This window comes from Acidovorax sp. GW835-FHT14B10 (genome assembly GCF_058793725.1).
This window is the reverse complement of record NZ_JBXAGC010000004.1, coordinates 49,466-72,078: the sequence shown is the minus strand read 5'-3', so window position 1 is coordinate 72,078 and position 22,613 is coordinate 49,466. Positions and strand designations below refer to the sequence as shown.

Annotated in this window: 20 protein-coding genes; 5 read left to right on the top strand and 15 right to left on the bottom strand. The window is 66.5% G+C overall.

The features are described from left to right. Positions 1-124: 124 nt before the first annotated feature. From AC1Q5S_RS04990 to AC1Q5S_RS04930, 13 genes are all read right to left on the bottom strand, one after another. Positions 125-1,189, bottom strand: a complete 1,065-nt coding sequence (locus AC1Q5S_RS04990) for a homocysteine S-methyltransferase family protein (protein ID WP_492238428.1) — start codon at positions 1,187-1,189, stop codon at positions 125-127. 57 nt (positions 1,190-1,246) lie between these two features. Then, positions 1,247-2,059 carry an N-formylglutamate deformylase gene (gene hutG, locus AC1Q5S_RS04985; protein WP_492238427.1) on the bottom strand — a complete coding sequence of 271 codons (813 nt, stop codon included), beginning with the start codon at positions 2,057-2,059 and terminating at the stop codon, positions 1,247-1,249. 41 nt (positions 2,060-2,100) lie between these two features. Next, positions 2,101-3,507 (bottom strand): formimidoylglutamate deiminase, encoded by a 1,407-nt coding sequence (locus AC1Q5S_RS04980; RefSeq protein WP_492238426.1) that lies wholly within the window; start codon positions 3,505-3,507, stop codon positions 2,101-2,103. Further along, positions 3,497-4,774, bottom strand: a complete 1,278-nt coding sequence (gene hutI, locus AC1Q5S_RS04975; RefSeq protein WP_422203452.1) for an imidazolonepropionase — start codon at positions 4,772-4,774, stop codon at positions 3,497-3,499. The genes AC1Q5S_RS04980 and hutI overlap by 11 nt, the downstream gene beginning before the upstream one ends. 36 nt (positions 4,775-4,810) lie before the next feature. Beyond that, positions 4,811-5,470: a HutD/Ves family protein gene (locus tag AC1Q5S_RS04970; protein WP_492238425.1), complete on the bottom strand. Its 660-nt coding sequence runs from the start codon at positions 5,468-5,470 to the stop codon at positions 4,811-4,813. A 9-nt stretch (positions 5,471-5,479) separates the two neighbouring features. Next, positions 5,480-7,192, bottom strand: coding sequence for a urocanate hydratase (gene hutU / locus AC1Q5S_RS04965; RefSeq protein WP_492238424.1), 1,713 nt, complete (start codon positions 7,190-7,192; stop codon positions 5,480-5,482). Positions 7,193-7,256: 64 nt separating this feature from the next. Further along, a complete protein-coding gene (locus tag AC1Q5S_RS04960; RefSeq protein ID WP_492238456.1) occupies positions 7,257-8,732 on the bottom strand; it encodes a purine-cytosine permease family protein in 1,476 nt (491 codons plus the stop codon). A 49-nt stretch (positions 8,733-8,781) separates the two neighbouring features. After that, positions 8,782-10,407, bottom strand: coding sequence for a histidine ammonia-lyase (hutH, locus tag AC1Q5S_RS04955; protein ID WP_492238423.1), 1,626 nt, complete (start codon positions 10,405-10,407; stop codon positions 8,782-8,784). A gap of 61 nt (positions 10,408-10,468) precedes the next feature. After that, the gene (hutC, locus tag AC1Q5S_RS04950; protein WP_303832787.1) at positions 10,469-11,260 is read right to left on the bottom strand and encodes a histidine utilization transcriptional repressor HutC; all 792 of its coding nucleotides are present in this window, start codon (positions 11,258-11,260) and stop codon (positions 10,469-10,471) included. Positions 11,261-11,282: 22 nt separating this feature from the next. After that, on the bottom strand, positions 11,283-12,062 hold the full coding sequence (locus AC1Q5S_RS04945; RefSeq protein WP_303832823.1) for an ABC transporter ATP-binding protein: 780 nt from the start codon (positions 12,060-12,062) through the stop codon (positions 11,283-11,285). Positions 12,063-12,070: 8 nt separating this feature from the next. Next, entirely contained in the window at positions 12,071-12,880 is an 810-nt protein-coding gene (locus tag AC1Q5S_RS04940) for an ABC transporter permease (protein ID WP_303832824.1), read from the bottom strand. Between the two features lie 53 nt (positions 12,881-12,933). After that, positions 12,934-13,896: an ABC transporter substrate-binding protein gene (locus AC1Q5S_RS04935; protein ID WP_303832788.1), complete on the bottom strand. Its 963-nt coding sequence runs from the start codon at positions 13,894-13,896 to the stop codon at positions 12,934-12,936. Between the two features lie 142 nt (positions 13,897-14,038). Then, complete coding sequence (locus AC1Q5S_RS04930; RefSeq protein WP_303832789.1) at positions 14,039-14,974, bottom strand: LysR family transcriptional regulator; 936 nt, start codon at positions 14,972-14,974, stop codon at positions 14,039-14,041. Positions 14,975-15,064: 90 nt separating this feature from the next. Between AC1Q5S_RS04930 and AC1Q5S_RS04925 the strand changes: the two genes are divergently transcribed. Then, positions 15,065-16,270 carry a CaiB/BaiF CoA transferase family protein gene (locus AC1Q5S_RS04925; RefSeq protein WP_303832790.1) on the top strand — a complete coding sequence of 402 codons (1,206 nt, stop codon included), beginning with the start codon at positions 15,065-15,067 and terminating at the stop codon, positions 16,268-16,270. Between the two features lie 21 nt (positions 16,271-16,291). Further along, positions 16,292-17,446 (top strand): acyl-CoA dehydrogenase family protein, encoded by a 1,155-nt coding sequence (locus AC1Q5S_RS04920; protein WP_303832791.1) that lies wholly within the window; start codon positions 16,292-16,294, stop codon positions 17,444-17,446. Between the two features lie 165 nt (positions 17,447-17,611). Here the strand turns inward: AC1Q5S_RS04920 and AC1Q5S_RS04915 are convergent, their stop codons facing one another. Beyond that, positions 17,612-18,871, bottom strand: a complete 1,260-nt coding sequence (locus AC1Q5S_RS04915; RefSeq protein ID WP_303832793.1) for a hypothetical protein — start codon at positions 18,869-18,871, stop codon at positions 17,612-17,614. Between the two features lie 248 nt (positions 18,872-19,119). Between AC1Q5S_RS04915 and AC1Q5S_RS04910 the strand changes: the two genes are divergently transcribed. The 3 genes from AC1Q5S_RS04910 to recQ all read left to right on the top strand — a co-directional run bounded on the left by AC1Q5S_RS04910 (position 19,120) and on the right by recQ (position 21,789). Then, positions 19,120-19,365 (top strand): type II toxin-antitoxin system Phd/YefM family antitoxin, encoded by a 246-nt coding sequence (locus tag AC1Q5S_RS04910; protein ID WP_492238422.1) that lies wholly within the window; start codon positions 19,120-19,122, stop codon positions 19,363-19,365. 6 nt (positions 19,366-19,371) lie between these two features. Continuing rightward, the gene (locus AC1Q5S_RS04905) at positions 19,372-19,806 is read left to right on the top strand and encodes a type II toxin-antitoxin system VapC family toxin (protein WP_303832795.1); all 435 of its coding nucleotides are present in this window, start codon (positions 19,372-19,374) and stop codon (positions 19,804-19,806) included. A 102-nt stretch (positions 19,807-19,908) separates the two neighbouring features. Beyond that, positions 19,909-21,789, top strand: coding sequence for a DNA helicase RecQ (gene recQ, locus AC1Q5S_RS04900; RefSeq protein ID WP_303832796.1), 1,881 nt, complete (start codon positions 19,909-19,911; stop codon positions 21,787-21,789). Between the two features lie 75 nt (positions 21,790-21,864). On the opposite strand, the gene AC1Q5S_RS04895 is transcribed toward recQ, so the two are convergent. Further along, positions 21,865-22,590, bottom strand: coding sequence for an anaerobic ribonucleoside-triphosphate reductase activating protein (locus AC1Q5S_RS04895; RefSeq protein WP_422203468.1), 726 nt, complete (start codon positions 22,588-22,590; stop codon positions 21,865-21,867). Between the last annotated feature and the right edge of the window lie 23 nt (positions 22,591-22,613).

Sequence of the window (22,613 nt, the reverse complement as noted above, 5' to 3'; positions counted from 1 at the left end):
CACCCCACCGGCAGGGCCGCGGCACCACGCGACCCGGTTCCACTCCCGCGCACGGCTGCGCCAGGGCTCTTCGACGGCCTGGGTGAAATCGGCGCGCACCAGCTTGGCACGCTGCTCCAGCCACTCAGGCGGGTTCCCGGTAGAACAGTTGCCGCGTCTTCACCGGCGCCACCGCCCGGGCAATGGCACCAATGTGGTCGGGCGTGGTGCCGCAGCAGCCGCCCACGATGTTCACCAGCCCCTCGGCCGCAAACTCGTGCACCAGCCGGCTCGTCACCTCGGGCGTCTCGTCAAAGCCGGTGTCACTCATGGGGTTGGGCAGGCCGGCGTTGGGGTAGCAGCTGATGAAGGTGTCTTCCGCCACGCGGTTCAGCTCCTGGATATAGGGGCGCATCAGCGTGGCGCCCAGGGCGCAATTGAGGCCGATGGCCAGCGGGCGGGCGTGGCGCACGCTGTGCCAGAAGGCCGTCACGGTCTGGCCCGACAGGATGCGGCCGGAGGCATCGGTGACGGTTCCGCTGATGATCAGGGGCAGGCGCTCGCCGCTCTTCTCGAAATACTCGTCGATGGCAAACAGCGCCGCCTTGGCGTTGAGGGTGTCAAAAATCGTCTCGACCAGCAGCACGTCGGCGCCGCCCTCGACCAGTGCCTCGACCTGTTCGTAGTAGGCGGCACGCAGCTGCTCGAAATCGATGTTGCGCGCGCCGGGGTCGTTCACGTCGGGGCTGATGCTGGCCGTCTTGGGCGTGGGGCCCAGGGCGCCGACCACGAAGCGGGGCTTGTCGGGCGTGCTGTATTTGTCGCAGGCGGCGCGGGCCAGCTGGGCCGAGCGCAGGTTCATCTCGCGCGCCAGGTGGGCCATCTTGTAGTCCTCCTGCGCGATTGATGTGGCGCCGAAGGTGTTGGTCTCGATCAGGTCGGCCCCGGCGGCAAGATACCGTTCGTGGATGTCGCGGATCACGTCGGGCCGCGTGATGCTGAGCAGCTCGTTGTTGCCCTTCACGTCGCGCGGAAAGTCCTTGAACCGGTCGCCCGCGCCATCGGGGGCCGTGTAGCCCTCGCCCCGGTACTGCGCCTCGCCCAGCCTGAAGCGCTGGATCATGGTGCCCATGGCACCGTCGAGGATGACGATGCGTTGGGCGAGGATGTCGGGCAGTGGCGCGGCGCGGGTGTAGTGAAGGGCTTGCATGGGGCGATTGTAGGAAAGACGCCCTGCACGCTCGCACGCAAGGGTTGTGGCCCGGCTTTACGCCGCCTTGCGCGCAAATCCCAGCACCGCCTCCAGCATGCGCCGCAGGTGCGGCTGCACCTGCTCGGCCAGCGCGGGCAGGTAGTCAAACGGCAACGCCTCCTGCATGTAGCTGCATTGGGACATCTCCAGCTGGATGGCATGCACCCCCTGCCCAGGCTGGCCATAGTGGCGCGTGATGTATCCGCCCTGGAATCGGCCATTGAGCACGGCGGTGTATCCCGTGGCGGCCTTGGCGATGGCCAGGATTTCCTGCGCCAGTGCGGTGTCACAGCTCGCGCCGTTGGCGGTGCCCAGGTTCAGGTCCGGCAACTTGCCCTCGAAGAAGCGCGGAAGCACCGAGCGGATCGAGTGCGCATCCCACAGCATGGCCACGCCGTGCCGGGCGCGGATGCGGTCGAGTTCGGCGCGCAGCTGGGCGTGGTAAGGCGCCCAGATCGCCTCGCGCCGTGCCGCCGTCTCGGCCTCGTCCGGCACATCGCCGCGCGCATAGATGGGCGTGTCGTCAAACGTGTCCACAGGGCACAGCCCCGTCACGCTCTGGCCCGGGTACAGGCTTGCCCCGTCGGGCGGGCGGTTCAGGTCCACCACATAGCGCGAATGGGTGGCCACCAGGATCGAGGCCCCCATGTCGCGGGCAAAGGCATACAGGCGGTCCATGTGCCAGTCGGTGTCGGGCACCTGGCGGGCCTCGTCGGTGAAGCGGTCGGCCAGGGCGGGCGGCACATAGGTGCCCGCATGGGGCATGGAGATGAGCAGCGGCTGTGTGCCCTGGTGAAAGACGAATGGTGGGTGGGTGGTATCGGTCATGGTGGATTCCGTCAAGGGGTAGGAGTGGGTTGGGGCCTGCATCAATCCGGCGCAATGGTGGCAGAACGCGCCGCCACAAAGGCCTGCGCGGCCGTCTCGTGCAGTGCATGGCGGCCTTGGGATACGCGGCACACGCCCGCCACCCACAGGCTGTCGATGGCCGAGGTGCGGTGGCTGCCAAACACATGGGCCGAGAGCATGCTGTGCGGCGGCAGGTCGCGCAGCGCCACATGGTGCGCATCGAGCACCACCATGTCGGCCTGCTGGCCCACCGCCAGACCGGCGATGGCGCGCCCGGCGGCCTGCGCCCCTCCCTGCACGGCCTGCAAGGTCATGGCGGCGGCCACCTCGGCCTGTGCGGTGCTGGCCAGCACGTTGCGCTGGCGGCGTTGCAGGCGCTGGCTGTATTCGAGCATCAGCAATTCTTCGGCCGCATTCACGCAGGCGTGGCTGTCCGAGCCCACACCCCAGCGGCCGCCGTGCTGCAGCCACAGCGGCATGTCGAAGATGCCGTCGCCCAGGTTGGCCTCGGTGGTAGGGCAGATGCCCGCCACGGCGCCACTGCGGGCAGCGCCCGCGTATTCGGCAGGCGTCATGTGCGTGGCGTGCACCAGGCACCAGCGCGCATCCACGGGGGCGTGCTGAAGCAGCCATTGCACGGGGCGCTGGCCACTCCAGGCGATGCAGTCCTCGACTTCCTGCGTCTGCTCCGCTATGTGAATGTGGATGGGGGCCTGCGGATTCAGCGCGGTGAGGCCGCGCACGGCAGCCGCCAGGCTGTCGGGTGGCACGGCGCGCAGGGAATGCGGCGCCAGACCCAGAGCAGCCTTTTGCGCCTGCGTGGCGGGCGCCAAACGCTCCAATAATGAGAGCATATTGTCCGTGCTGCGAATGAACCGGGCCTGGTCTTGGCGGGGCGGCCTGCCACCAAACCCGCTGGTCTGGTAGAGCACGGGCAGCAAGGTGATGCCCATGCCCGCATTGCGTGCGGCGCGCAGCAAGGCCAGCGACAGCGTGGCGTCGTCGGCGTAGGGCGTGCCACCCTGGTCGTGGTGCACGTAGTGGAACTCGCACACCGCGGTGTAACCCGCCTCCAGCATCTCCACATACAACCAGGTGGCGATGGCTTCCAGCGATTCCGGCGTGATGCGTGCGGCAAAGCGGTACATCAGGTTGCGCCAGCTCCAGAAGCTGTCCTGGCTTTCTGCACGGTATTCGGTCAAGCCCGCAAAAGCGCGCTGGAACGCGTGCGAATGCAGGTTGGGCACGCCGGGCAGCAGCGGCCCTTTCGCCACGGGCACCCCCGCTGGCGCCACCGAGTCGGCCGCCACACCCATGATGCAACCGTCGCCGTCCCATTGCACCAGCACGTTGCGCGCCCATCCGGTGGGCAGCAAGGCGTGGGCCGCGAAGAGGCTGCGGCCCGTCAATTCGTGATCAAGCGCCATGGCGGGCTCCTTGTGCGGCGCAGATTCCCATGCCATCGTTCGCCACGCGGCCCTGGCGCACGATGGTGGCCGCAGGCTTGTGCCCAAACCAGTAGGCCAGTTCAGCCGCTTCAGCCACGGGCCACAGCACGAAATTGGCAGGCCGGCCCGAGGCGATGAGGCCGAGCGAATCCTGCAAGCCCAGCGCGCGGGCGGCGTGGGTGGTGATGCCCGCCAGCGCCTCGGGCACCGTCAGACGGAACAGCGTGCAGGCCATGTTGGCCATGAGCAGCAGGCTTAAGCACGGCGAAGTGCCAGGGTTGTGGTCGGTGGACACGGCCATGGGCACACCCGCAGCGCGAAGTTGCGCAATGGGCGGCAGCTGCGTGTCGCGCAGCGTGTAGTAGGCACCGGGCAGCAGCACGGCGACGGTGCCAGCGGCCTGCATGGCGTCGATACCGGCCTGCGACAAATGCTCGATGTGGTCGCACGACAAGGCGCCATAGCGTGCGGCCAGCGCCGAGCCACCCATGTCCGAGATCTGCTCGGCGTGCAGCTTGACGGGGAGACCGAGTTGCTGCGCGGCGCGGAAGACCTGCTCGGTCTCGGCCAGCGTGAAGGCGATGCGCTCGCAGAACACATCGACCGCATCCACCAGGCCCTCGGCGGCCAGCGCGGGCAGCATCTCCTGGCACACCAGGTCGATGTAGTCCTGGCTGCGGCCCGCGTATTCCGGTGGCAGCGCATGCGCGCCCAGGAAGGTGGTGCGCACCGTCACGCCAAAGGTTTTGCCCAGGCGGCGGGCCACGCGCAGCTGCTTGCGCTCGTGCTCCAGCGCCAGGCCGTAGCCGGACTTGATTTCGATGGCACACACGCCTTCGTCGAGCAGCGCCTGCAGGCGCGGGGCGGCCAGGGCAAACAAGGCGTCTTCACTCGCCGTGCGCGTGGCGTTCACGCTGGAGACAATGCCGCCGCCCGCCTGGGCGATCTCTTCGTAGCTGGCACCGGCCAGGCGCATGGCAAATTCATTCGCACGCTGGCCGCCATAGACCAGATGGGTGTGGCAGTCCACCAGGCCCGGCGTGGCAAGCGCGCCGCCGCCATCGCGCTGCGGCAGCGCGGCATGGGCGGCGGGCACGGCGCCCGTGGGGCCAACCCAGCGCAGCATGCCGTCTTGCACCACGACGGCGGCAAGCTCCCCTGCCGGCAAAGCCACATCGGGCACGGCGAGCCCGGGCGCCAGGCGCAGGTTGCGCCACACGCCATCGGCGGAAGAAGTGGGAGACATCATGCGCACTCCGAAAAACTATGGTGTGGATAGCTGTTAGCGCTTGTTGAATAAGCGTGACAGGTCATTTTCATGAAGATTTCTGCTGCCTTGGCAAGCACTTCCTACCGGCTCCAGCAGCACGTGCAGGAGCACGCTGTCGCCTGCGCTGGACTCGGGCACCGCGCTCCAGCCGCAGTCCTCATGGGTCCAGCACACGCCGGTATCCGGCGCCAGCACCACGGCCTGCCCACCCACGGCAGCCAGGGGCGCGATGGTCCAGCCGCCCTGCACCGCCAACAGCAGACCGGCAGGCCGGGCCGGCAGAACCGCTGGGCTTCTCAGCACCTGCACTGCGCCCTGCCAGCGGCCCCGGCGCGTCATCAGGTTGAAGTCCTGCGACACACCGCCCAGCAGATCGCAGTCCATGCCACCGTCGCCCGCAAAGGCAAAGGGCTGCAGCGGTCGTTCCAGACGGTGGTCGATGCCGGCGTCTGGCTGGCGCAGGTGCACGCCATCGCCCGTCAGCAAGGTGATGACCCGGTCCACCCCGGCAAAGCGCGAGAACGGGCCGCTCTGCGCAATCGTGGCCACGCTGACCCGCCAGTCGAAATGTTCCATATCGGCGCCGGGTGGCCAGCAGGCCAGTTCGCGCGTGGCCCCGCCACCGTTCTTCCACGGGGTGCAGGGCGTGGTGGCCAGGTCAAAACGCTGCATGGCGGGTGCTTACTTGACCATGGGGAGCTTGAGCCCCTGCTTCTTCGCCGTGGCGATGGCCAGCTCATAACCCGCGTCCGCATGGCGCATCACGCCGCTGCCGCAGTCGTTGACCAGCACGCGCGCCAGGCGCTCCCTCGCAGCATCGGTGCCGTCGGCCACGATGACCATGCCCGAGTGCTGCGAATAACCCATGCCCACGCCGCCGCCGTGGTGCAGGCTGACCCAGGTGGCGCCGCCGGCGGTGTTGAGCAGCGCGTTGAGCAGCGGCCAGTCGCTCACGGCGTCGGTGCCGTCCTTCATGGCTTCCGTCTCGCGGTTGGGGCTGGCGACCGAGCCAGTGTCGAGGTGGTCGCGGCCAATGACGATAGGGGCCTTCAGCTCACCGTTTTTCACCATTTCGTTGAAGGCCAGGCCGGCCTTGTCGCGTTCGCCCAGGCCCAGCCAGCAGATGCGCGCTGGCAGACCCTGAAAAGCGATGCGTTCACGTGCCATGTCGAGCCAGCGGTGCAGCGGCTTGTCGTTGGGGAACAGCTCCTTGAGCTTGGCGTCGGTCTTGTAGATATCTTCCGGGTCGCCCGAGAGCGCCACCCAGCGGAACGGCCCCTTGCCTTCGCAGAACAACGGGCGGATGTAGGCGGGCACGAAACCGGGAAAGTCGAAGGCATTTGCCACGCCCTGGTCGAAGGCCACCTGGCGGATGTTGTTGCCGTAGTCCACGGTCGGGATGCCCATGGCCTGGAAGTCCAGCATGGCCTGCACGTGCACGGCGCAGGATTTGGCCGCGGCATCGGTCAGCGCGGCGTGCTGCGCGGGATCTTTTTGCGCGGCCTTCCACTGCGCCACGCTCCAGCCCGAGGGCAGGTAGCCGTTGATGAGATCGTGCGCGGAGGTCTGGTCGGTCACCAGATCGGGGCGGATGGCGCCCGCCTTGGCGCGGCGCACCAGCTCGGGAACGATGTCGGCCGCATTGCCCAGCAGCGCGATGGAAATGGCTTCCTTGGCCGCCGTGTGCTGCGCGATGAGTTCGAGCGCGTGGTCGATGTCGCGGGCCTGCTTGTCCACATAGCGGGTGCGCAGACGAAAGTCGATGCTGGACTGCTGGCACTCGATGTTGAGCGAGCAGGCGCCCGCCAGCGTGGCGGCCAGCGGCTGCGCCCCCCCCATGCCGCCCAGACCGGCGGTGAGAATCCACTTGCCTGCCAGGCTGTTGTTGTAGTGCTGGCGGCCGGCCTCGACGAACGTTTCAAAGGTGCCCTGCACGATGCCCTGGCTGCCGATGTAGATCCAGCTGCCGGCCGTCATCTGGCCGTACATGAACAGGCCCTTGCGGTCCAGTTCGTTGAAGTGTTCCCAGCTGGCCCACTTGGGCACCAGGTTGGAGTTGGCAATCAGCACGCGCGGCGCGTTCTCATGCGTCTTGAAAACGCCCACCGGCTTGCCCGACTGCACCAGCAGGGTTTCGTCGCTGTTCAGGTCCTTGAGCGAGGCCAGGATCTGGTCGAAGCATTCCCAGTTGCGGGCGGCGCGGCCAATGCCGCCGTAGACGACCAGGTTTTTCGGATCTTCCGCCACTTCGGCGTCCAGGTTGTTCTGGATCATGCGGTAGGCCGCTTCGGTCAGCCAGTTCTTGCAGCTGAGTTCGGTTCCGCGCGGCGCGCGAATCACGCGGCTGGCATCGAAGCGGGGGTCGGTGGAAACAAATTTTTCGGGGGCGTTCATGGCGATCTCCATTAGAGGTGGGGGTGGGTAGAGTGAAAATTTCGGTGAGAGAAACGGCGTCGAATCAACCGGTGCACCGGGCACCGCGCAAGGTCGTATCCGCCGGTGTCGTGGATGTCTTGACGCCCGGCACATCGGCGGCGGGAAAGATCATCCCGGCCGGGACTTTCATCGTCTTTTTCGCCAGCGGGTAGTACACCAGCGCGGTAACGATCAAGCTCACGATCCAGGAAATATCGGCACCGCCCAGCATCTTGGTGAAAGGACCGGTGTACATCTTCTGGGCCAGGAACGGAATCTGAACGACGATACCGAGCACGTAGCAGCCCAGGGCGATCCAGTTGTAGCTGCCGTAGCGGCCTTGGCTGTCGTACAGCGCCGGGATGTCCACCCGTTCCTTGGAGACCAGGTAGTAGTCCACCAGGTTGACTGCGCTCCAAGGCACGAACACGGCCAGCAGCAGCAGCACGAAGTTCTTGAAATTGTTCAGAAAGTCGGCACTGGCCGCCAGCGCGATCACCATCGACACGGCGACGAAGCCAACGATGAACAGCATGCGCGCCAGCGGCGAAACCCGTGTCTTGTGGTTGAAAGCGCTGACGGTGGTCAGCATCGACATAAAGCCGCCATAGGCGTTCAGGCAGTTGACCGTCAGCTTGCCCATCACAATCACCAGGTAGATCACCACCGCGGCACCCGGGCCGGCCAGACCGCCCATGAAACCTACCTGGTTCTTCAGGAAGGCGGCGCCCGACACCGCCGCCACCAGCACGCCGAAAGTCATCGCGATCTGCGCGCCCAGGGCTGTGCCGAGGAAGGTCGTCCAGAACGTCGAGGCGGCGGGGGTGTGGGACGGCAGGTAGCGCGAATAGTCGGCGACATAGGGCGCAAATGTCAGTTGCCAGCCTGCCGAAAGCGAGATCGCCAGCAAGAGCGTCGGCACGCTGAATGCCGTGTGTCCGAACGCAGCGCTCACGTCGTACTGGCGAAACAGCTGGTACGCCAGAAACAGCCAGCCGAAGATGCCCACGATGCTGGCGATCTTGCCCAGCTGGTGGATCAAGCGATAGCCAGCCGTCGCAACGATGGCCGTCAGACTGCCGAAGACAACGATGCCGAATGCCGGTGCAGTCACGCCGAACATGCTGTTGATCGCCTGGCCCGACAGCACCGTGCCGGTGGCGGCGAACCCGAGGTACATCACGATGACCAGGATCAGCGGCAGCGCCGCGCCCTTGACGCCGAACTGCACCCGGCTCGAAATCATCTGCGGCAACCCCATGCGCGGGCCCTGGGCCGAGTGCAGAGCCATCACTGCGCCACCGAGGATGTTGCCGATCAACAGGCCCATGATGGCCGTCATCGCGTCCACACCGAAGATGATGGCCAGCGCGCCATCCACCACGGCGGTAATCTGCAGATTGGCGCCGAACCACAAGGTGAACTGGCTGCGCGGGGAGCCGTGGCGCTCGCGCTCGGGAACCATGTCGATGGTTCGGGTTTCGACGCCACTCACTGGTGCGTGGGGCGGGATGCTCATGGTATTCATGACGAGCTCCTGAAAGTACGTAGGCGGGAAGATGAAGGGCTCAGGCGTGGCTGGGCAGGCATTGCGCCAGCGCTGCAGGCCATGCGGACTGCTGCGCCCATTCGCGCATGGACTCGATGTCGGGCGCGAGGTAGCGGTCTTGCTCCAGATAGGCCACGCGCTGGCGGATGGCAGCGAACTGGGCTTCGATGAGGGGTGAGGATTTCAGCCAACCGCCGGGCCGCCCCAAGGCTGGCTGCGCCCCCTCGGGGAGCAGCGAGGACACGTCAGTGCCGAGCGTGGGGGCCACCGGCCTCCGGTCAAACTCCATGCCCTGCGCAGCGGCCATGGCCTCGATGCCGACCATCACCGCCGCATTGCGCACCATGTCGGCCAGGCGGCGTGCGCCGTAGGTGGCCATGGAGACATGGTCTTCCTGGTTGGCCGACGTCGGCAGGCTGGTCACGCTGCTGGGGTTGGCCAGGCACTGGTTTTCGGCGGCCAGGGCGGCGGCGGTGACCTGCGCAATCATGAAGCCCGAGTTCACGCCGCTGTCGCGGATCAGGAAGGCGGGCAGGCCCGAGAGGCCGGGGTCCAGCAGCAGCGACAGGCGGCGCTCGGAGATGGCGCCGATCTCGGCCACGGCCAGCGCAAGGATGTCCGCCGCAAAGGCCACGGGTTCGGCATGGAAGTTGCCGCCGGAGATCACATCGCCATTGCTGAACACCAGCGGGTTGTCCGACGCCGCATTCGCCTCGGTGGTAAGCACGCGCGCAGCGTGGTGCAGGTTATCGAGGCACGCCCCCATCACCTGCGGCACGCAGCGGATCGAATATGGGTCCTGCACGCGGCCGCAGTGGGGGTGCGAGGTGTCGATGGCGCTGCCGTCGAGCAGCGCGCGCACGGCAGCCGCCACGGCGATCTGACCGGCCTGGCCGCGCGCTTCGTGGATGCGCGCGTCAAACGGCTTGACCGAGCCCTTGATGGCTTCGAGCGACAGGCAGCCTGCTACCAGCGCGGCAGCGAACACGCTCTCGGCGCCGAACAGCCCGGCCAGCGCGAGCGAGGTGGACACCTGCGTGCCGTTGAGCAGCGCCAGCCCCTCCTTGGGGCCCAGCACAAAGGGCTGCAAACCGATGGAGCGCATGGCCTCCGCGCCCGGCACCACGCTGCCGTTGACCTTGGCCTGCCCTTCCCCGATCAGCACGCAGGCCAGGTGGGCCAGCGGCGCCAGGTCGCCCGACGCCCCCACCGAGCCCTTGGCCGGAATCACGGGCAACACGTTGGCATTGGCCATGGCCAGGAGCGCGTCCACGATCTCGGGCCGGATGCCCGAGTGCCCGCGCGCCAGGCTGATGGCCTTGGTCGCGAGGATGAGCCGCACCACGTCGTCGGGCAATGCATCGCCCGTGCCTACGCTGTGCGACAGCACCAGGTTGCGCTGCAGCTCGGCCAGGCGCTCGTGGGCGATCTTGGTGCTGGCGAGCTTGCCAAAACCGGTGTTGATGCCATAGACCACCTGGTCTTCATCGACGATGCGCTGCACCGTGGCTTGCGATGCCTGCATGCCTGCGCCTGCCGCCGGATCGAGGATCAACGGCAGGGGTGCGGCATGGATACGGCGCAGCTCGGCCAGCGTGACATGGCCAGGACGCAGGGTCAGTGGGGACGGGGTGGTGGTAGACATGGGATGATCCTGTATAGACAAGTAGCCGTGAGCGCAATGCGAAGAGGGTGAAGAGAGGGCTTCAGCCCTGGAGCGGGTTGCCGTCGGTCCGGAACCGGCTGCCCAGCCGGTAACGCGAGGCGGGGTGCAGGCAACGAACCACGGTGATGGGGACGCCGCGCGACCAGGTGCGCCGCGTGAGCAGCAGACAGGGCTCGGCCACGTTCATCTCCAGCAGCGCCGCCTGCTCTGGCGTGGGCATGACGGCATCGACCACATGCTCGATCTGGTCGAAGGGGACATTGCGTACCAGGTATTCGGAGGGCTGCTGCTGCGAGAAATCCTGCTGGGTGAATTGCGGCACCTGGCCGGGATGGACATAGCGGTCTTCCAGCTGGACCGGCACGCCGTCCTCGCGGTGGATGCACAGCGAATGGAAGACCGACTCGCCCGTGCGCAGGTCCAGCGCAGCGGCCACCTCCAGGCTGGCCGAAATGCGCTCGACCGAAAGCAGGTCGCAACGGTAGTCGTGCCCGCGCTGGCGGATCTCGGTCGCCAGGTTGGCGATCTGCAGCAGGGTGGACTGGGGCTTGTCTTCGGCCACAAAGCTGCCCACCCCGGCCACCCGCACGATGCGACCCTGCTCGACCAGTTCGCGCAGGGCGCGGTTCACCGTCATGCGGGAGACGCCGAACTGGATCACCAGATCGTTTTCGGAAGGCAGCCGGTCACCGGCGCGCCAGACACCTTCCTGGATCTTGCGCGAGATGTGGTCTTTGATCTGCTCGTACAGCGCCATGGCCTGTGCGGGCGCAGGCGCACTGCGGGCCGGATGCGCGGCATGGCGAGAACGGCGAACGGTGGGGTGGGTCATGGCGGGCAACGTTGCAGGCGGTTCAATGCAGATCGGCGGCCAGCGACTCGGCCCGGATCTCTTCCGTCAAACGGGCTTTGAGGTCCATGAACTCGGGGCTGGTCTTGATCGTGTAATGGCGCGGGTGCGGCAAGTCTACCGCCAGCTCGGTCTTGATGCGGCCGGGCCGGGCACTGAACACCGCCACGCGGTTGGCCATGAAGATGGCTTCATCGATGTCGTGCGTGACGAACATCACCGTCTTGCGCTCAGCCTCCCAGATGCCCAGCAGCAACTCCTGCATGAGTACGCGGGTCTGGTTGTCGAGCGCACCAAAGGGCTCGTCCATGAGCAGAATCTTGGGGTCGTTGGCCAGCGCGCGGGCAATCGCCGTGCGCTGCTGCATGCCACCCGAGAGCTGCTTGGGAAAATGCTGCTCGAAGCCGCGCAGGCCTACCTTGCTGATGAAGTAGTCGCTGCGCTCTTTTTGCTGCGCAACACCCATGCCACGCTCGCGCAAGCCGAAGCGAATGTTCTGCTCGATGGTCAGCCAGGGGAACAGCGTGTAGCTCTGGAACACCATGCCGCGGTCGGCGCCGGGGCCCTCGACCGGCCGTCCGTCGAGCACCACCTGCCCGGTGGTCGGAAAGTCCAGGCCGGCCACGATGCGCAGCATCGTCGATTTGCCGCAGCCCGAGGGGCCCAGAATGGTGACGAAATCGTTTTCGCGCACCTCAAAATCCACGGGCAGCAAAGCCTGCGTGGCCTGGCCGCGCGCCGAAGTGAAGGTGCGCGAGACGCCGCGGATGGACAGTTGGTTCAGTGCGCTCATTACAGGTTGCTCCAGGCGAACAGGCGGCGGTTGAGCGTCTTGAACGCCAGATCCGAGATCAAACCGATGATGCCGATGATGATGATGCCGAAGATGATCTGCCCGGTATTGAGCAGGGCCTGGCTGTCCATGATCATGTGGCCGATGCCCGAGGCAGAGCCGATCAGCTCTGCCACGATGACGTAGGTCCAGGCCCAGCCCAGCACCAGGCGCAGTGTTTCGGCTATTCCCGGCGCGGCGCCGGGAATGAGCACGCGGCGCACGATGCCGCTGCTGCCGGCACCCAGGGTGTAGGCCGCCTCGACCAGGTCACGCCGGGCGCCCCCCACGGTGACCGCCACCATCAGCACGATCTGGAACACCGAGCCAATGAAGATGACCAGGAGTTTTTGCGTCTCACCAATGCCGGCCCACAGGATCAGGAGCGGGATGAAAGCCGACGCAGGCAAGTAGCGGCAAAACGAAATGAAGGGCTCGAAGAACGCCTCCACCGGCTTGTAGGCGCCCATGGCAATGCCCAGCGGCACCGCGATGGCCGTGGCCAGCACAAAGCCCCCCATCACGCGCCACACCGTCATGCCGATGTCGTGCAGGAAGTTGTACTCGGTGAACAGCAACCACCCTTCCTGCACCATGGTGACCGGGCTGGCGAGGAAGGTGGGCGAGACCAAACCACCCAGCGTGAACCCTGCCCACACCAGCACGAACAGGACAAAGAAGCCCATGCCCAGCAGGGATTGCAGGCGCGGACTGATGGGGTCCAGCGGCTTGATGGAACGCTTGCGCCGGACGACCGGCACCGACGCCATACCGCGCACCGGCGTGGAAACAGAATTGGTTTGCATGGCGGAATGGCTCCGGCTTACTTGATGAAACTGGCGTCGAAGGTGGCGTTGAGGTCAGCCGGCGCCTTGCGGATCACACCGGCCTCCAGCAGGATGGGCACCGAGTCCTTCATGAACTGCATGAGGTCTCCCGCAAAGAATTTCTGGTTGGCCGCCTTGTCCTGCCAGCGCAGGAAGCCCGCCGACTTGGCAAACTGCTCGCCGCTTTGCTTGACGGCGGCGCCCATGATTTCATGCGCTTTGGCCGGGTCCGCCTTGATCAGCTCCACCGCCTCGAAATACGAGTTGGCCAGTGCCTGCGCGGCCTGCGGATTGGCCTTGAGCCAGGTGGGTGCGCAGCCCACGGTGTCCATCACCATGGGGTAGTCGAGCGTGGTGGCCAGAATCTTGCCGGCCTGCGGATTGGCGCGCACAGTGGACAGGTAGGGCTCGTAGGTCATGGCACCATCGTTCTGACCCGAAATGAAGGCCTGGGCTGCGGGTTGCGGCTCCAGCGACACCAGCTTCACGTCCTTGAGGGTCATGCCGTTCTTGTTGAGCATCCAGGCCAGGCCAAAGTACGGTGCGGTGCCGGGGGCAGAGACACCAATGGTCTTGCCCTTGAGGTCGGCAAAGGTCTTGACGTCGTTGCGCACCGCAAGGCCATCGGCGCCGTAGGACTTGTCCATCTGGAAAATCTGCACGATGGGTACGCCATTGGCGTTCCAGGCGACGTGCGTTTCGATCGTGGTGGCGGCGCACTGGATGGCTTCGGACGCCAAGGCCAGGTGGCGGTCTTTCTGCGGAATCATGCGCAGATCCACTTCCAGCCCGTTTTTCTTGAAGATGCCGGCCTTGTCGGCCAGTGTCAGCGGCGCAAAACCGGTCCAGCCCGACATGCCCAGCGTGATCCGGGTCTGTGCGCTGGCCGGAACAGCCGTGGCTGCGATGACGGCGCCGACTGCGAACAGTGCGGCATTCTTGATGAGTGACTGGACCATACGGTAATCCTTTGCAGTGTGAAGCGTCAAAGTGGGGTTGGCGGCATCCACCCAGCCGCCCTACGCCATCGCATTGTGCAGCCCTGCCCGTACCTGTATATACAGGTAAAACCCTAATACGAAACCCCGCCCCTGTGCAGGGTCAGTTCGGCACGCTGGCCCTGCGCGTCAGATCATCGGCCTGCGGGGCAAACGCCGCCTGCACGGCCCGTGCAAAGGGTTGTGCCAGAGCCGCCGGTGTCGCACCGCTGTCCGGATAGGCCAGCACCACCGACTGCGCTGCCAGACGCCCCCGCAGCCTGCGGCAGGCAACGCGCTTGCCGTCATGGCTGCGGTCGCTCACCGGGCGCGTGGTCAGCAGGGACACGCCCAGCCCATTGGCGACCAGGCCGCGCACTGTCTCCAGCGAAGTGGACTCGCAGACGATGCGGGGCGTGACACCCGCACTGCGAAACAGCGACAAAAAATACTCCCGGCTGTGCGGCAGGTTGATCAGCACCAGGGGCTCGCGCGCCAGCTCGCTCAGACGCAGGCTGCTGGCTGCCGCCAGCGGGTGCCCCCAGGGCAGCAGGGCGTAGGGCACCAGGTCCACCACCGGCTCGAGTCGCACACCGCTGCGTGCCAGGCCCAGGTCGTACAGCAGGGCAACATCCAGCGCCCCGCGCGCCAGCATGCGCATCAGGTTCTCGGTGTCGTCTTCGTGGAATTGCACCTCGATGGCCGGGTGCGCTGCCCGCATATGCGCCAGGATGGCAGGCAGCCAGCGCGGGGCCAATGTGCTCAGGCACCCCACACGCAACAACCCCGCAAGCGCCCCCGAGCGCGGCCCGGCCAGGGTGCGCGCCTGCTCCAGCAGGGCCTGGGCTGCGCGGTGGCGCGCCACGCCGGCGGCCGTGAGCTCCATGCCCCGCGCATGCAGGCGCACAAACAGCGCTTCGCCCCAGAGCACCTCCAGGTCGGCAATGGCCTTGGAGACCGAAGGCTGGGACACACCCAGCGCCTGCGCGGCCCGCGCCGCACCGCCGTGGTGGGCTGCGGCCGCAAAGTATTCGAGCTGGCGCAGATTTATTTGCATCATTTTTATTGATCCAATTTATCAAAAAACAATTCTTTCTTTTAATTCAATTGTGCGCCACGATGCATTTTTGACATGTGTCGGAGCCCAAACATGACCCCCGCAACACTGCCGCTCGACGGCATTCGCATTCTTGATTTCACCCGGGTGCTCGCTGGCCCGCTTTCGACCGCCCTGCTCGCGGATTTGGGCGCCGAAGTCATCAAGATCGAGCCGCCCCAGGGCGACGACTACCGCGCCATTGGCCCCATGCAAAACGGGGAAAGCGCGCTGTTCACTGTCATGAACCGCAACAAGAAGAGCGTGGTGCTGGACCTCAAGTCCCCCGAAGCAGTGGCGCTGGTGCATTCCATGGCGGCGCAGGCTGATGTGGTGGTGGAGAACTTTCGCCCCGGCGTGGCTGAGCGGCTGGGCATTGGCGCGGCCAGCCTGCAAGCACTGAACCCCAAGCTGGTGGTGGTCAGCGTCTCGGGCTTTGGCCAGACCGGGCCACTGGCGCACCGGCCCGCCTACGACATCATCGTGCAGGCCATGAGCGGCCTGATGGAGGCCACAGGCGAGCCCGATGGCGCCCCCACACTGGTGGGCGAGGCCGTGTCCGACGTGGTGGCCGGGCTGTTTGCCTCCTGGGCCACGCTGGCGGCACTGCTGCAAGCACAGCGCACCGGCCAGGGCCAGCATGTGGATGTGGCCATGTTCGACACCACGCTGAGCTTTCTGGCCACCTCGATGGCACGCTACCTGTTCACCGGCAAACCGGCGCGGCGCGTGGGCAACCGCCACCCGCTGTCCGCGCCGTTTGGCGTGTACCGCGCGCAGGACGGCCACTTTGCCCTGGCCGTGCTCAACAAGAAACTGTTTGACGCGCTGGCCGCCGCCATGGCGCAGCCCGCGCTGGCCAGCGACCCGCGCTTTGCCACCGACGAGTCGCGCTCGGCGGCGGAGCCGGCACTACGGCAAGCGATTGAAGCCTGGGCGGGCACCCTGCCCGTGGCGCAGGTGGTGGCCCTGCTGGACAGCGCCGGTGTGCCCGCGGCCCCCATCTGGAACATTGCGCAGGCGCTGGAGTCGCCGCAGGCCGTGGCGCGCGAACTGCTGCGCCCGGTGCACGACGAGCGCCTGCCCGGCCTGCGCCTGCCCACCCAGCCGGTGCACTTTGGCAGCGCCGCACCCAACCGGGCCGAGCGTGCGCCTGCCCTGGGCGAACACACGGACGCGCTGCTCATGGCACTGGCCGGCTGCAGCATGGAAAAACTGGCCGAACTGCGCGCTGCAGGCGTGTTCGGCCCCACCCACTGAAAACCCTCCAGGAGACATCACATGACCGAACGCATGGGCATCACCACAGAAGACCGCGCACTGGCCGACGCCGTGGCCCGCTACGCTGCCGAAGCACTGGCGCCCCAGGCGCAGGCGCTGGACGAGGAGGGGCTGTGCGCCACCTGCCATGTCCCGGGCCTGTCCGCGCTGGGCGTGATGGGAATGAACATTCCAGAGCAATTTGGCGGCCCCGGGGTGACCCCCACGGCCATGCTGCTGTCGCTGGTCGAAATATCCCGCGCCTGCGCCGCCACGTCATCGATGATCGGCGCGCACTACCTGGGCACCGACGCGGTGCTGATCGGTGGCGACGACGCACAGCGTGCGCGCTGGCTGCCGCGCTGCGCCAGCGGCGAATGGCTGGCCGGTTTTGCACTGACCGAGCCACGCGGCGGCTCCCACCCGGCCGAATTGAGCACGCGCGCCGTGCGCACCACCACCGCCCAGGGCGAGGTGTACCGCATCGATGGCGTCAAGCACTTCATCTCCAACGCGGGCAAGGCGCAATTTCTGGTGGTGTTTGCCAAGACCGACCCGGCAGCCGGGGCGCGTGGCGTGAGCGCCTTCATCGTGCCCACCAGCACGCCGGGCGTGCACGTCTCGTCGCCCGAAAAACTCATGGGTATCCGTGGTGGCCACGCCTTTGAGGTGTCGTTCGACGCGGTGGATGTGCCGCTGGACCACCGCCTGGGCGCCGAGGGCACCGGCTTCAAGACCGCCATGAAGGTGCTGGACAACAGCCGGCTCGACGTGGCGGCCACCTCCCTGGGCATTGCCGAGGCGGCGCTGGACGCGGCCGTGCAATGGGCCAAGACACGCCAGATCGGCGGCGAGCCGCTGTCGGGCAAACAAGGCATCCAATGGATGCTGGCCGACATGAAGCTGCGCCTGGAAGCCGCCTGGGGCCTGACCCTGCAGGCCCTGGCGCTGCGCGAGGCGGGGCAGCCGTTCACGCTGCAATCGGCCATGTGCAAGCTCTACGCCTCGGAAATGGTGGCTTTCGTGACCGATGCAGCCCTGCAGATCCACGGTGGCTACGGCTTTACGCGGGACATGCCGCTGGAGCGCTATGTGCGCGATGCGCGCATTCTGCGCATCTACGAAGGCTCCTCAGAAATCCAGCGCAACATCATTGCGCGCACCGTGCTGGACTGACCCGGCTTCAGGGCTTCGCTGGACGCTCGGCAGCAGCTCGTTGTTGCCCTTCACGCCGCGCGGAAAACCCTTGAAGCGCTCACCCGCGTATCGGTGCCCGGGTAGTGAAGGGCTCGCATAGCCCTCTATTGTAGAAAGCCGGGCTGCGCGGCTTCCCGGCCAGGATTAATCGACCTTCATACGTGCAAACAAGGATTGCGCCGCCCGCAGCGCTTCCTGGCGCACGGATTCATCCACTGTCGGGAGCTCGACGCTATCCATCCCGTCCACAAACATGGGGCCACCCACATCGTCGTCGTAGCTGGAGCCATCCTCGTGAATGGCCCGGTAGTCACCTTGAGTGAGGTCCTTACCCAGCAACCTGGCGTAGTGAAACCAGGTCCATACCTTGACAGAATCGTCTGCCTGCCACGACTCCATGAGCTCTCGCATGGCCCGCATGTCGCCACGCTCGGCCGCCAATGCCAACCAGGCGGGCGCCCATTCATAGCGGCCGACGCGTTGCGCGAGGTCGGCAATCCACAAAGGGTCGGCACGAACCTGCGGCGCCTGAAGGTCAAAGAAGCGATCATCGCCATACCGGTCTGCCAGCAGCAGCAACGCATCGTGCTGGCCCAATGCGGCGGCGGCGTTGAAGTGGTCGCGGGCGGTACTGCTGCGCGTGGCCAGGTCACGCGATGCCGCTGCGCGCCGCTGGACGCGCTCTGCATAGCCCTCGGCCCATTCCAGTTCGACGCCCGTCAGCACCTCGCCCTTTTGCTGGCGTTCGTACCAATACAAGCCAGCCCGCGAATCGGGCAGGTCGTCCATGTCTTCGTCTTCCTCAGCGTCGTCTCCGCCCTGGTGCCCAGCATCCACGCGGGCTCCACGCTCGACCAGAAGACCCAGCGCCAGGTGGGCGCGCCCCTCGCCCTGTTCGGCTGCCTTTTGCAAGGCTTGGCACACGAAGGGGCTGTCCAGGCGTAAGGGTTCCGGATCTTCTGGCCAGGCGTCGGGATCGTCGTCCAACGCTGCGTAAAGTGACTCGTAGTACGCATCGTCGCGCGGTGTTTCACGGTAAAGCTCTCGGCTGCCCGAAAGCAGGGCCCCAAGGATGTCTTCCCATGGCACCAGGCCCAGCGCCTTCGCTGCCATATCCGCGCACAAGGCCTGCGCCAGGGGCCCGCAGCGCTCACGGGCCACGCCGAGGGTCTCGGCCCGCGCAGCGCAAGGCCCAGGATGCAAGGCGCCGTAGTGCGCCAGTAGCGGCTGTGACGGCAGAGGGCACAGCAGGCCATGGGCCTTCAAGGTGGCATGGGAGCCAAGCCCCAGCGCAGCGGCCATCAGTTCGTAGACGTGAGACCGCTTGACGACGGCATTGCCGGCGCCCGCAATCGCTTGGAGGTGGGTTTGCGCCTGGCGCGCAAACGAAGAGATGTTGTCCATGTGAAACCTTTCTTCAGCGAGCGCGCAACGCCGGGAAAGTGCACACGTTTAACACCGGCTGCGCACTCTATGAATAGAGGCCGCATGAAATGAATGGAGAGCAAGAAAACGGCCTTTTTTTGCTCGTGTGCAAGCAGGGTGGGCACCGGACGGAATTGTAAGCCGGTGATTGGCACCGTCTATGCGATTGACATGATCATGCCGCTCCACCATACTAGACAGACTAGTCTGATAAAAAAGGACCCATCATGCATGCTTGGCAGCTACAAGACGCCAAAAGCCGCTTCAGTGAACTGGTGGAGTGCGCACTGAACCAAGGTCCCCAGTTGGTCACCCGGCGCGGCAGCGACGCCGTAGTGCTATTGGCAGCGCCCGAGTACCGGCGGCTGGCAGGCGAAGATGCGCTGGTTTCCCTGCTGTTGAAGGCGCCACGCGGCGAGCCGCTGGACACGACGCGGTCAGCCGAACCCCTCCGCATGTTGGCCCTGGAGTGACCTGGCGTGAAATACCTGCTGGACACTTGCCTGCTGTCAGAACTGGTACGGCCCGCTCCCCATCCCGCAGTGCTGGACTGGATGGGCGCGCGCGCATCTGCCGACCTGTTTGTCTCGGCCCTGACCTTGGCCGAACTGGAGCGGGGCATCGTTCGCCTGCCGCCTTCGCGCCGGCAAAGCGAGCTGGCCCATTGGCTGACAGGGGTGCAGGCGGGGTTTGGTCAACGGGCTCTGGCTTTCACGCGCGACACAGCGGGGTACTGGGCGCGCCTTTGCGCGCAGACCGAGGCGGCGGGCAAGCCCATGGCAGCCTTTGATTCGCTGATCGCCGCGACAGCACTGGAACATGGCCTGGCCGTGGTCACGCGCAACGTGAGCGACTTCGTCAGCGCGCCCGTGGTGCTGATCAATCCCTGGGAGATGGTGCTCGGCGCACAATAGCCGCTTTGCCTGCGCGCAGGTTTTGCCCCGCAGTTTCAGGCAAAAATTGGCCTCCAGCGCTTGATGGAAAAGCGCTACCAGCTATCAAATTCAGAGTTTCCGTTGTCCCTCCGTCCGTCCCTTCCCGCCTCGCCCGCCCACACCGTCCTCAACGACGTCTTTGGCTACGAACAATTCCGCGGTCCCCAGCAGGCCATCGTCGAGCATGTGATCGCCGGCAGCGACGCGCTGGTGCTGATGCCCACGGGGGGCGGCAAGAGCCTGTGCTACCAGGTGCCGGCCATCGTGCGCCAGCAGCAGGGGCGCGGGGTGACCATCGTGGTCTCGCCGCTGATCGCGCTGATGCACGACCAGGTGGGCGCGCTGCACGAGGCGGGGGTTTCTGCCGCATTTCTCAACTCCACACTGAGTTTTGACGAGGCGCAGGACGTGGAGCTGCGCCTGCAGACCGGCGACATCACGCTGCTGTATGCCGCACCCGAGCGGCTGAACACGCCGCGTTTCCTGGGCCTGCTCGACAGCCTGTACCAGGGCGGGCACCTCTCGCTGTTTGCGATTGACGAGGCGCATTGCGTCAGCCAATGGGGCCACGACTTCCGCCCCGAGTACCGCGCGCTCAGCGTGCTGCACGAGCGCTATGCGGGCGTGCCGCGCATTGCGCTCACGGCCACGGCCGACGACCTGACGCGCGCCGACATCATCGAGCGGCTGCAGCTGGAAGACGCGCGCCTCTTCATCAGCAGCTTTGACCGGCCCAACATCCGCTATCGCATAGAAGAGAAGAAGGACGCGACCACGCAGCTGCTGCGCTTCATCGAACGCGAGCACGCGGGCGAGGCCGGCGTGGTGTACTGCCAGTCGCGCAAGCGCGTGGAAGAACTGGCCGCCACGCTGAGCGACGCGGGCCACACCGCCCTGCCCTACCACGCGGGCCTCGATACCAAGGTGCGCCAGAAGAACCAGGACCGGTTTTTGCGCGAGGAAGGCATCGTGATGGTGGCCACCATTGCGTTCGGCATGGGCATCGACAAGCCCGACGTGCGCTTTGTGGCCCATGTGGACATGCCCAAGAACATCGAGGGCTACTACCAGGAGACCGGCCGCGCGGGCCGCGATGGCCTGAACGCCGACGCCTGGATGGCCTATGGCCTGAACGACGTGGTCAACCAGCGCCGCATGATCGACGAAAGCCCGGCGGGCGAGGAGTTCAAGCAGGCGCTGCGCGGCAAGCTCGATGCGCTGCTCGCGCTGGCCGAGGCCACCGACTGCCGGCGCGTCCGGCTGCTGGCGTACTTTGGCGAAGCTTCCACGCCCTGCGGCAACTGCGACAACTGCATCAGCCCCCCCGCCGTGTGGGACGGCACGGACGCGGCACGCAAGCTGCTGTCCACCATCTACCGCGTGCAACAGGCCAGCGGCCTGACCTTCGGCACCGGCCACATCATGGACATCGTGCGTGGCAAGGACACGGAGAAGGTCCAGCAGTTCGGCCACGACAAGCTCTCGACCTTTGGCGTGGGCAAGGACTATTCCGAAGCACAGCTGCGCGGCGTGCTGCGCCAGCTGCTGGCCACCGGTGCCGTGGGCCTGCACAAAGTCATGCTGGAGAGCGGCCACAGCTTCGACACCCTGGGCCTTACCGCAGGCTCGCGCGCCGTGCTCAAGGGCGAGGTGCCGGTGCAGCTGCGCGAATCCGTGTCATCGCCCCCTGCCAAACGCAGCCGCAAAGGCAGCGCCCCGCCCGCCGCAGCCGCCAACCTGGGGCCGGATGCACAGGTGCGCTTCATCAACCTCAAGGCCTGGCGCGCCGAGGTGGCGCGCGAGCACAACCTGCCGGCCTATGTGATCTTCCACGACGCCACGCTGGCGGCCATTGCCGAACGCAACCCGGCCACGCTCGAAGACCTGCAAGGCATCAGTGGCATGGGTGCGAAGAAGCTGGAGGCGTATGGGACCGAGGTGCTGAGGATTTGCGGGCAGTGAGGATCGGGACGCGGCGGGCGCCATGCACTGCGCGCAGATCGATGCCCAGCGGCATGAACGGAACGCCTGCAACCGTCACCCCCGTCGCACAGCAAACGATGCAAACCGCTCGCCCAGCCGTGCGGCCTGCTGCGCCGTCAACCCCCAGGCCGCTGCCCCCGGCGCGCGGCACTCCTGCAGCACCCAATGCGCCACGCCCTCCCCGGCCAGCGTGTCGGCCAGCTCAAGCAAGGCCTCCACGCCAAACAGCCCCGCGTGCCACGTTGTGCGGCATTCGCAGGCCACGCCGCTGGCCAGCAGGCGGCGCAAGGCATCGAACGTTCTGGCACCACTGCCAGGGGTGCGGGTGATGGCGTCGAAGGCACCGCTGGCGTTCAGGGGCCCCTTGATATCCAGCCCCACCCAGTCGAGCAGCGGCAGCACGGCGGCGAGGCGCTCGGGGTACATGCCGCCCGTGTGCAGCGCGGTTTGAAAGCCCATGGCCCGGACCTCGGCCAGCGCAGCGGGCAATGCGGCCTGCAGGGTCGGTTCGCCCCCCGAAAAGACGACCCCATCGAGCAAGCCCCGGCGGGTTTCGAGAAACGCCAGCACCTGCGGCCACGGCACGGCCGCGGGCACCGTGGCGTCGAGCAGTCCGGGGTTGTGGCAATAGCTGCAGCGCCAGGGGCAGCCCTGGCAATACACCACCGCTGCGAGCCGGCCGGGGAAGTCGATGGTGGTGAGCGGAGTGAGGCCGCCCACGCGCAAAGGCTGTGCCGCCGTTGCGTCTGCCCGCGTGGGCAGCCCGACAGGGATCGGCATGGGCGCGATGGTGCCGGGAGTGG

Coding starts and splice junctions, on each gene's coding strand:
- AC1Q5S_RS04990 (WP_492238428.1), bottom strand. CDS start 1,189: ATGCAAGCCCTTCACTACACCCGCGCCGCGCCACTGCCCGACATCCTC.
- hutG (WP_492238427.1), bottom strand. CDS start 2,059: ATGACCGATACCACCCACCCACCATTCGTCTTTCACCAGGGCACACAG.
- AC1Q5S_RS04980 (WP_492238426.1), bottom strand. CDS start 3,507: ATGGCGCTTGATCACGAATTGACGGGCCGCAGCCTCTTCGCGGCCCAC.
- hutI (WP_422203452.1), bottom strand. CDS start 4,774: ATGTCTCCCACTTCTTCCGCCGATGGCGTGTGGCGCAACCTGCGCCTG.
- AC1Q5S_RS04970 (WP_492238425.1), bottom strand. CDS start 5,470: ATGCAGCGTTTTGACCTGGCCACCACGCCCTGCACCCCGTGGAAGAAC.
- hutU (WP_492238424.1), bottom strand. CDS start 7,192: ATGAACGCCCCCGAAAAATTTGTTTCCACCGACCCCCGCTTCGATGCC.
- AC1Q5S_RS04960 (WP_492238456.1), bottom strand. CDS start 8,732: ATGAGCATCCCGCCCCACGCACCAGTGAGTGGCGTCGAAACCCGAACC.
- hutH (WP_492238423.1), bottom strand. CDS start 10,407: ATGTCTACCACCACCCCGTCCCCACTGACCCTGCGTCCTGGCCATGTC.
- hutC (WP_303832787.1), bottom strand. CDS start 11,260: ATGACCCACCCCACCGTTCGCCGTTCTCGCCATGCCGCGCATCCGGCC.
- AC1Q5S_RS04940 (WP_303832824.1), bottom strand. CDS start 12,880: ATGGCGTCGGTGCCGGTCGTCCGGCGCAAGCGTTCCATCAAGCCGCTG.
- AC1Q5S_RS04935 (WP_303832788.1), bottom strand. CDS start 13,896: ATGGTCCAGTCACTCATCAAGAATGCCGCACTGTTCGCAGTCGGCGCC.
- AC1Q5S_RS04930 (WP_303832789.1), bottom strand. CDS start 14,974: ATGATGCAAATAAATCTGCGCCAGCTCGAATACTTTGCGGCCGCAGCC.
- AC1Q5S_RS04925 (WP_303832790.1), top strand. CDS start 15,065: ATGACCCCCGCAACACTGCCGCTCGACGGCATTCGCATTCTTGATTTC.
- AC1Q5S_RS04920 (WP_303832791.1), top strand. CDS start 16,292: ATGACCGAACGCATGGGCATCACCACAGAAGACCGCGCACTGGCCGAC.
- AC1Q5S_RS04915 (WP_303832793.1), bottom strand. CDS start 18,871: ATGGACAACATCTCTTCGTTTGCGCGCCAGGCGCAAACCCACCTCCAA.
- AC1Q5S_RS04910 (WP_492238422.1), top strand. CDS start 19,120: ATGCATGCTTGGCAGCTACAAGACGCCAAAAGCCGCTTCAGTGAACTG.
- AC1Q5S_RS04895 (WP_422203468.1), bottom strand. CDS start 22,590: ATGCCGATCCCTGTCGGGCTGCCCACGCGGGCAGACGCAACGGCGGCA.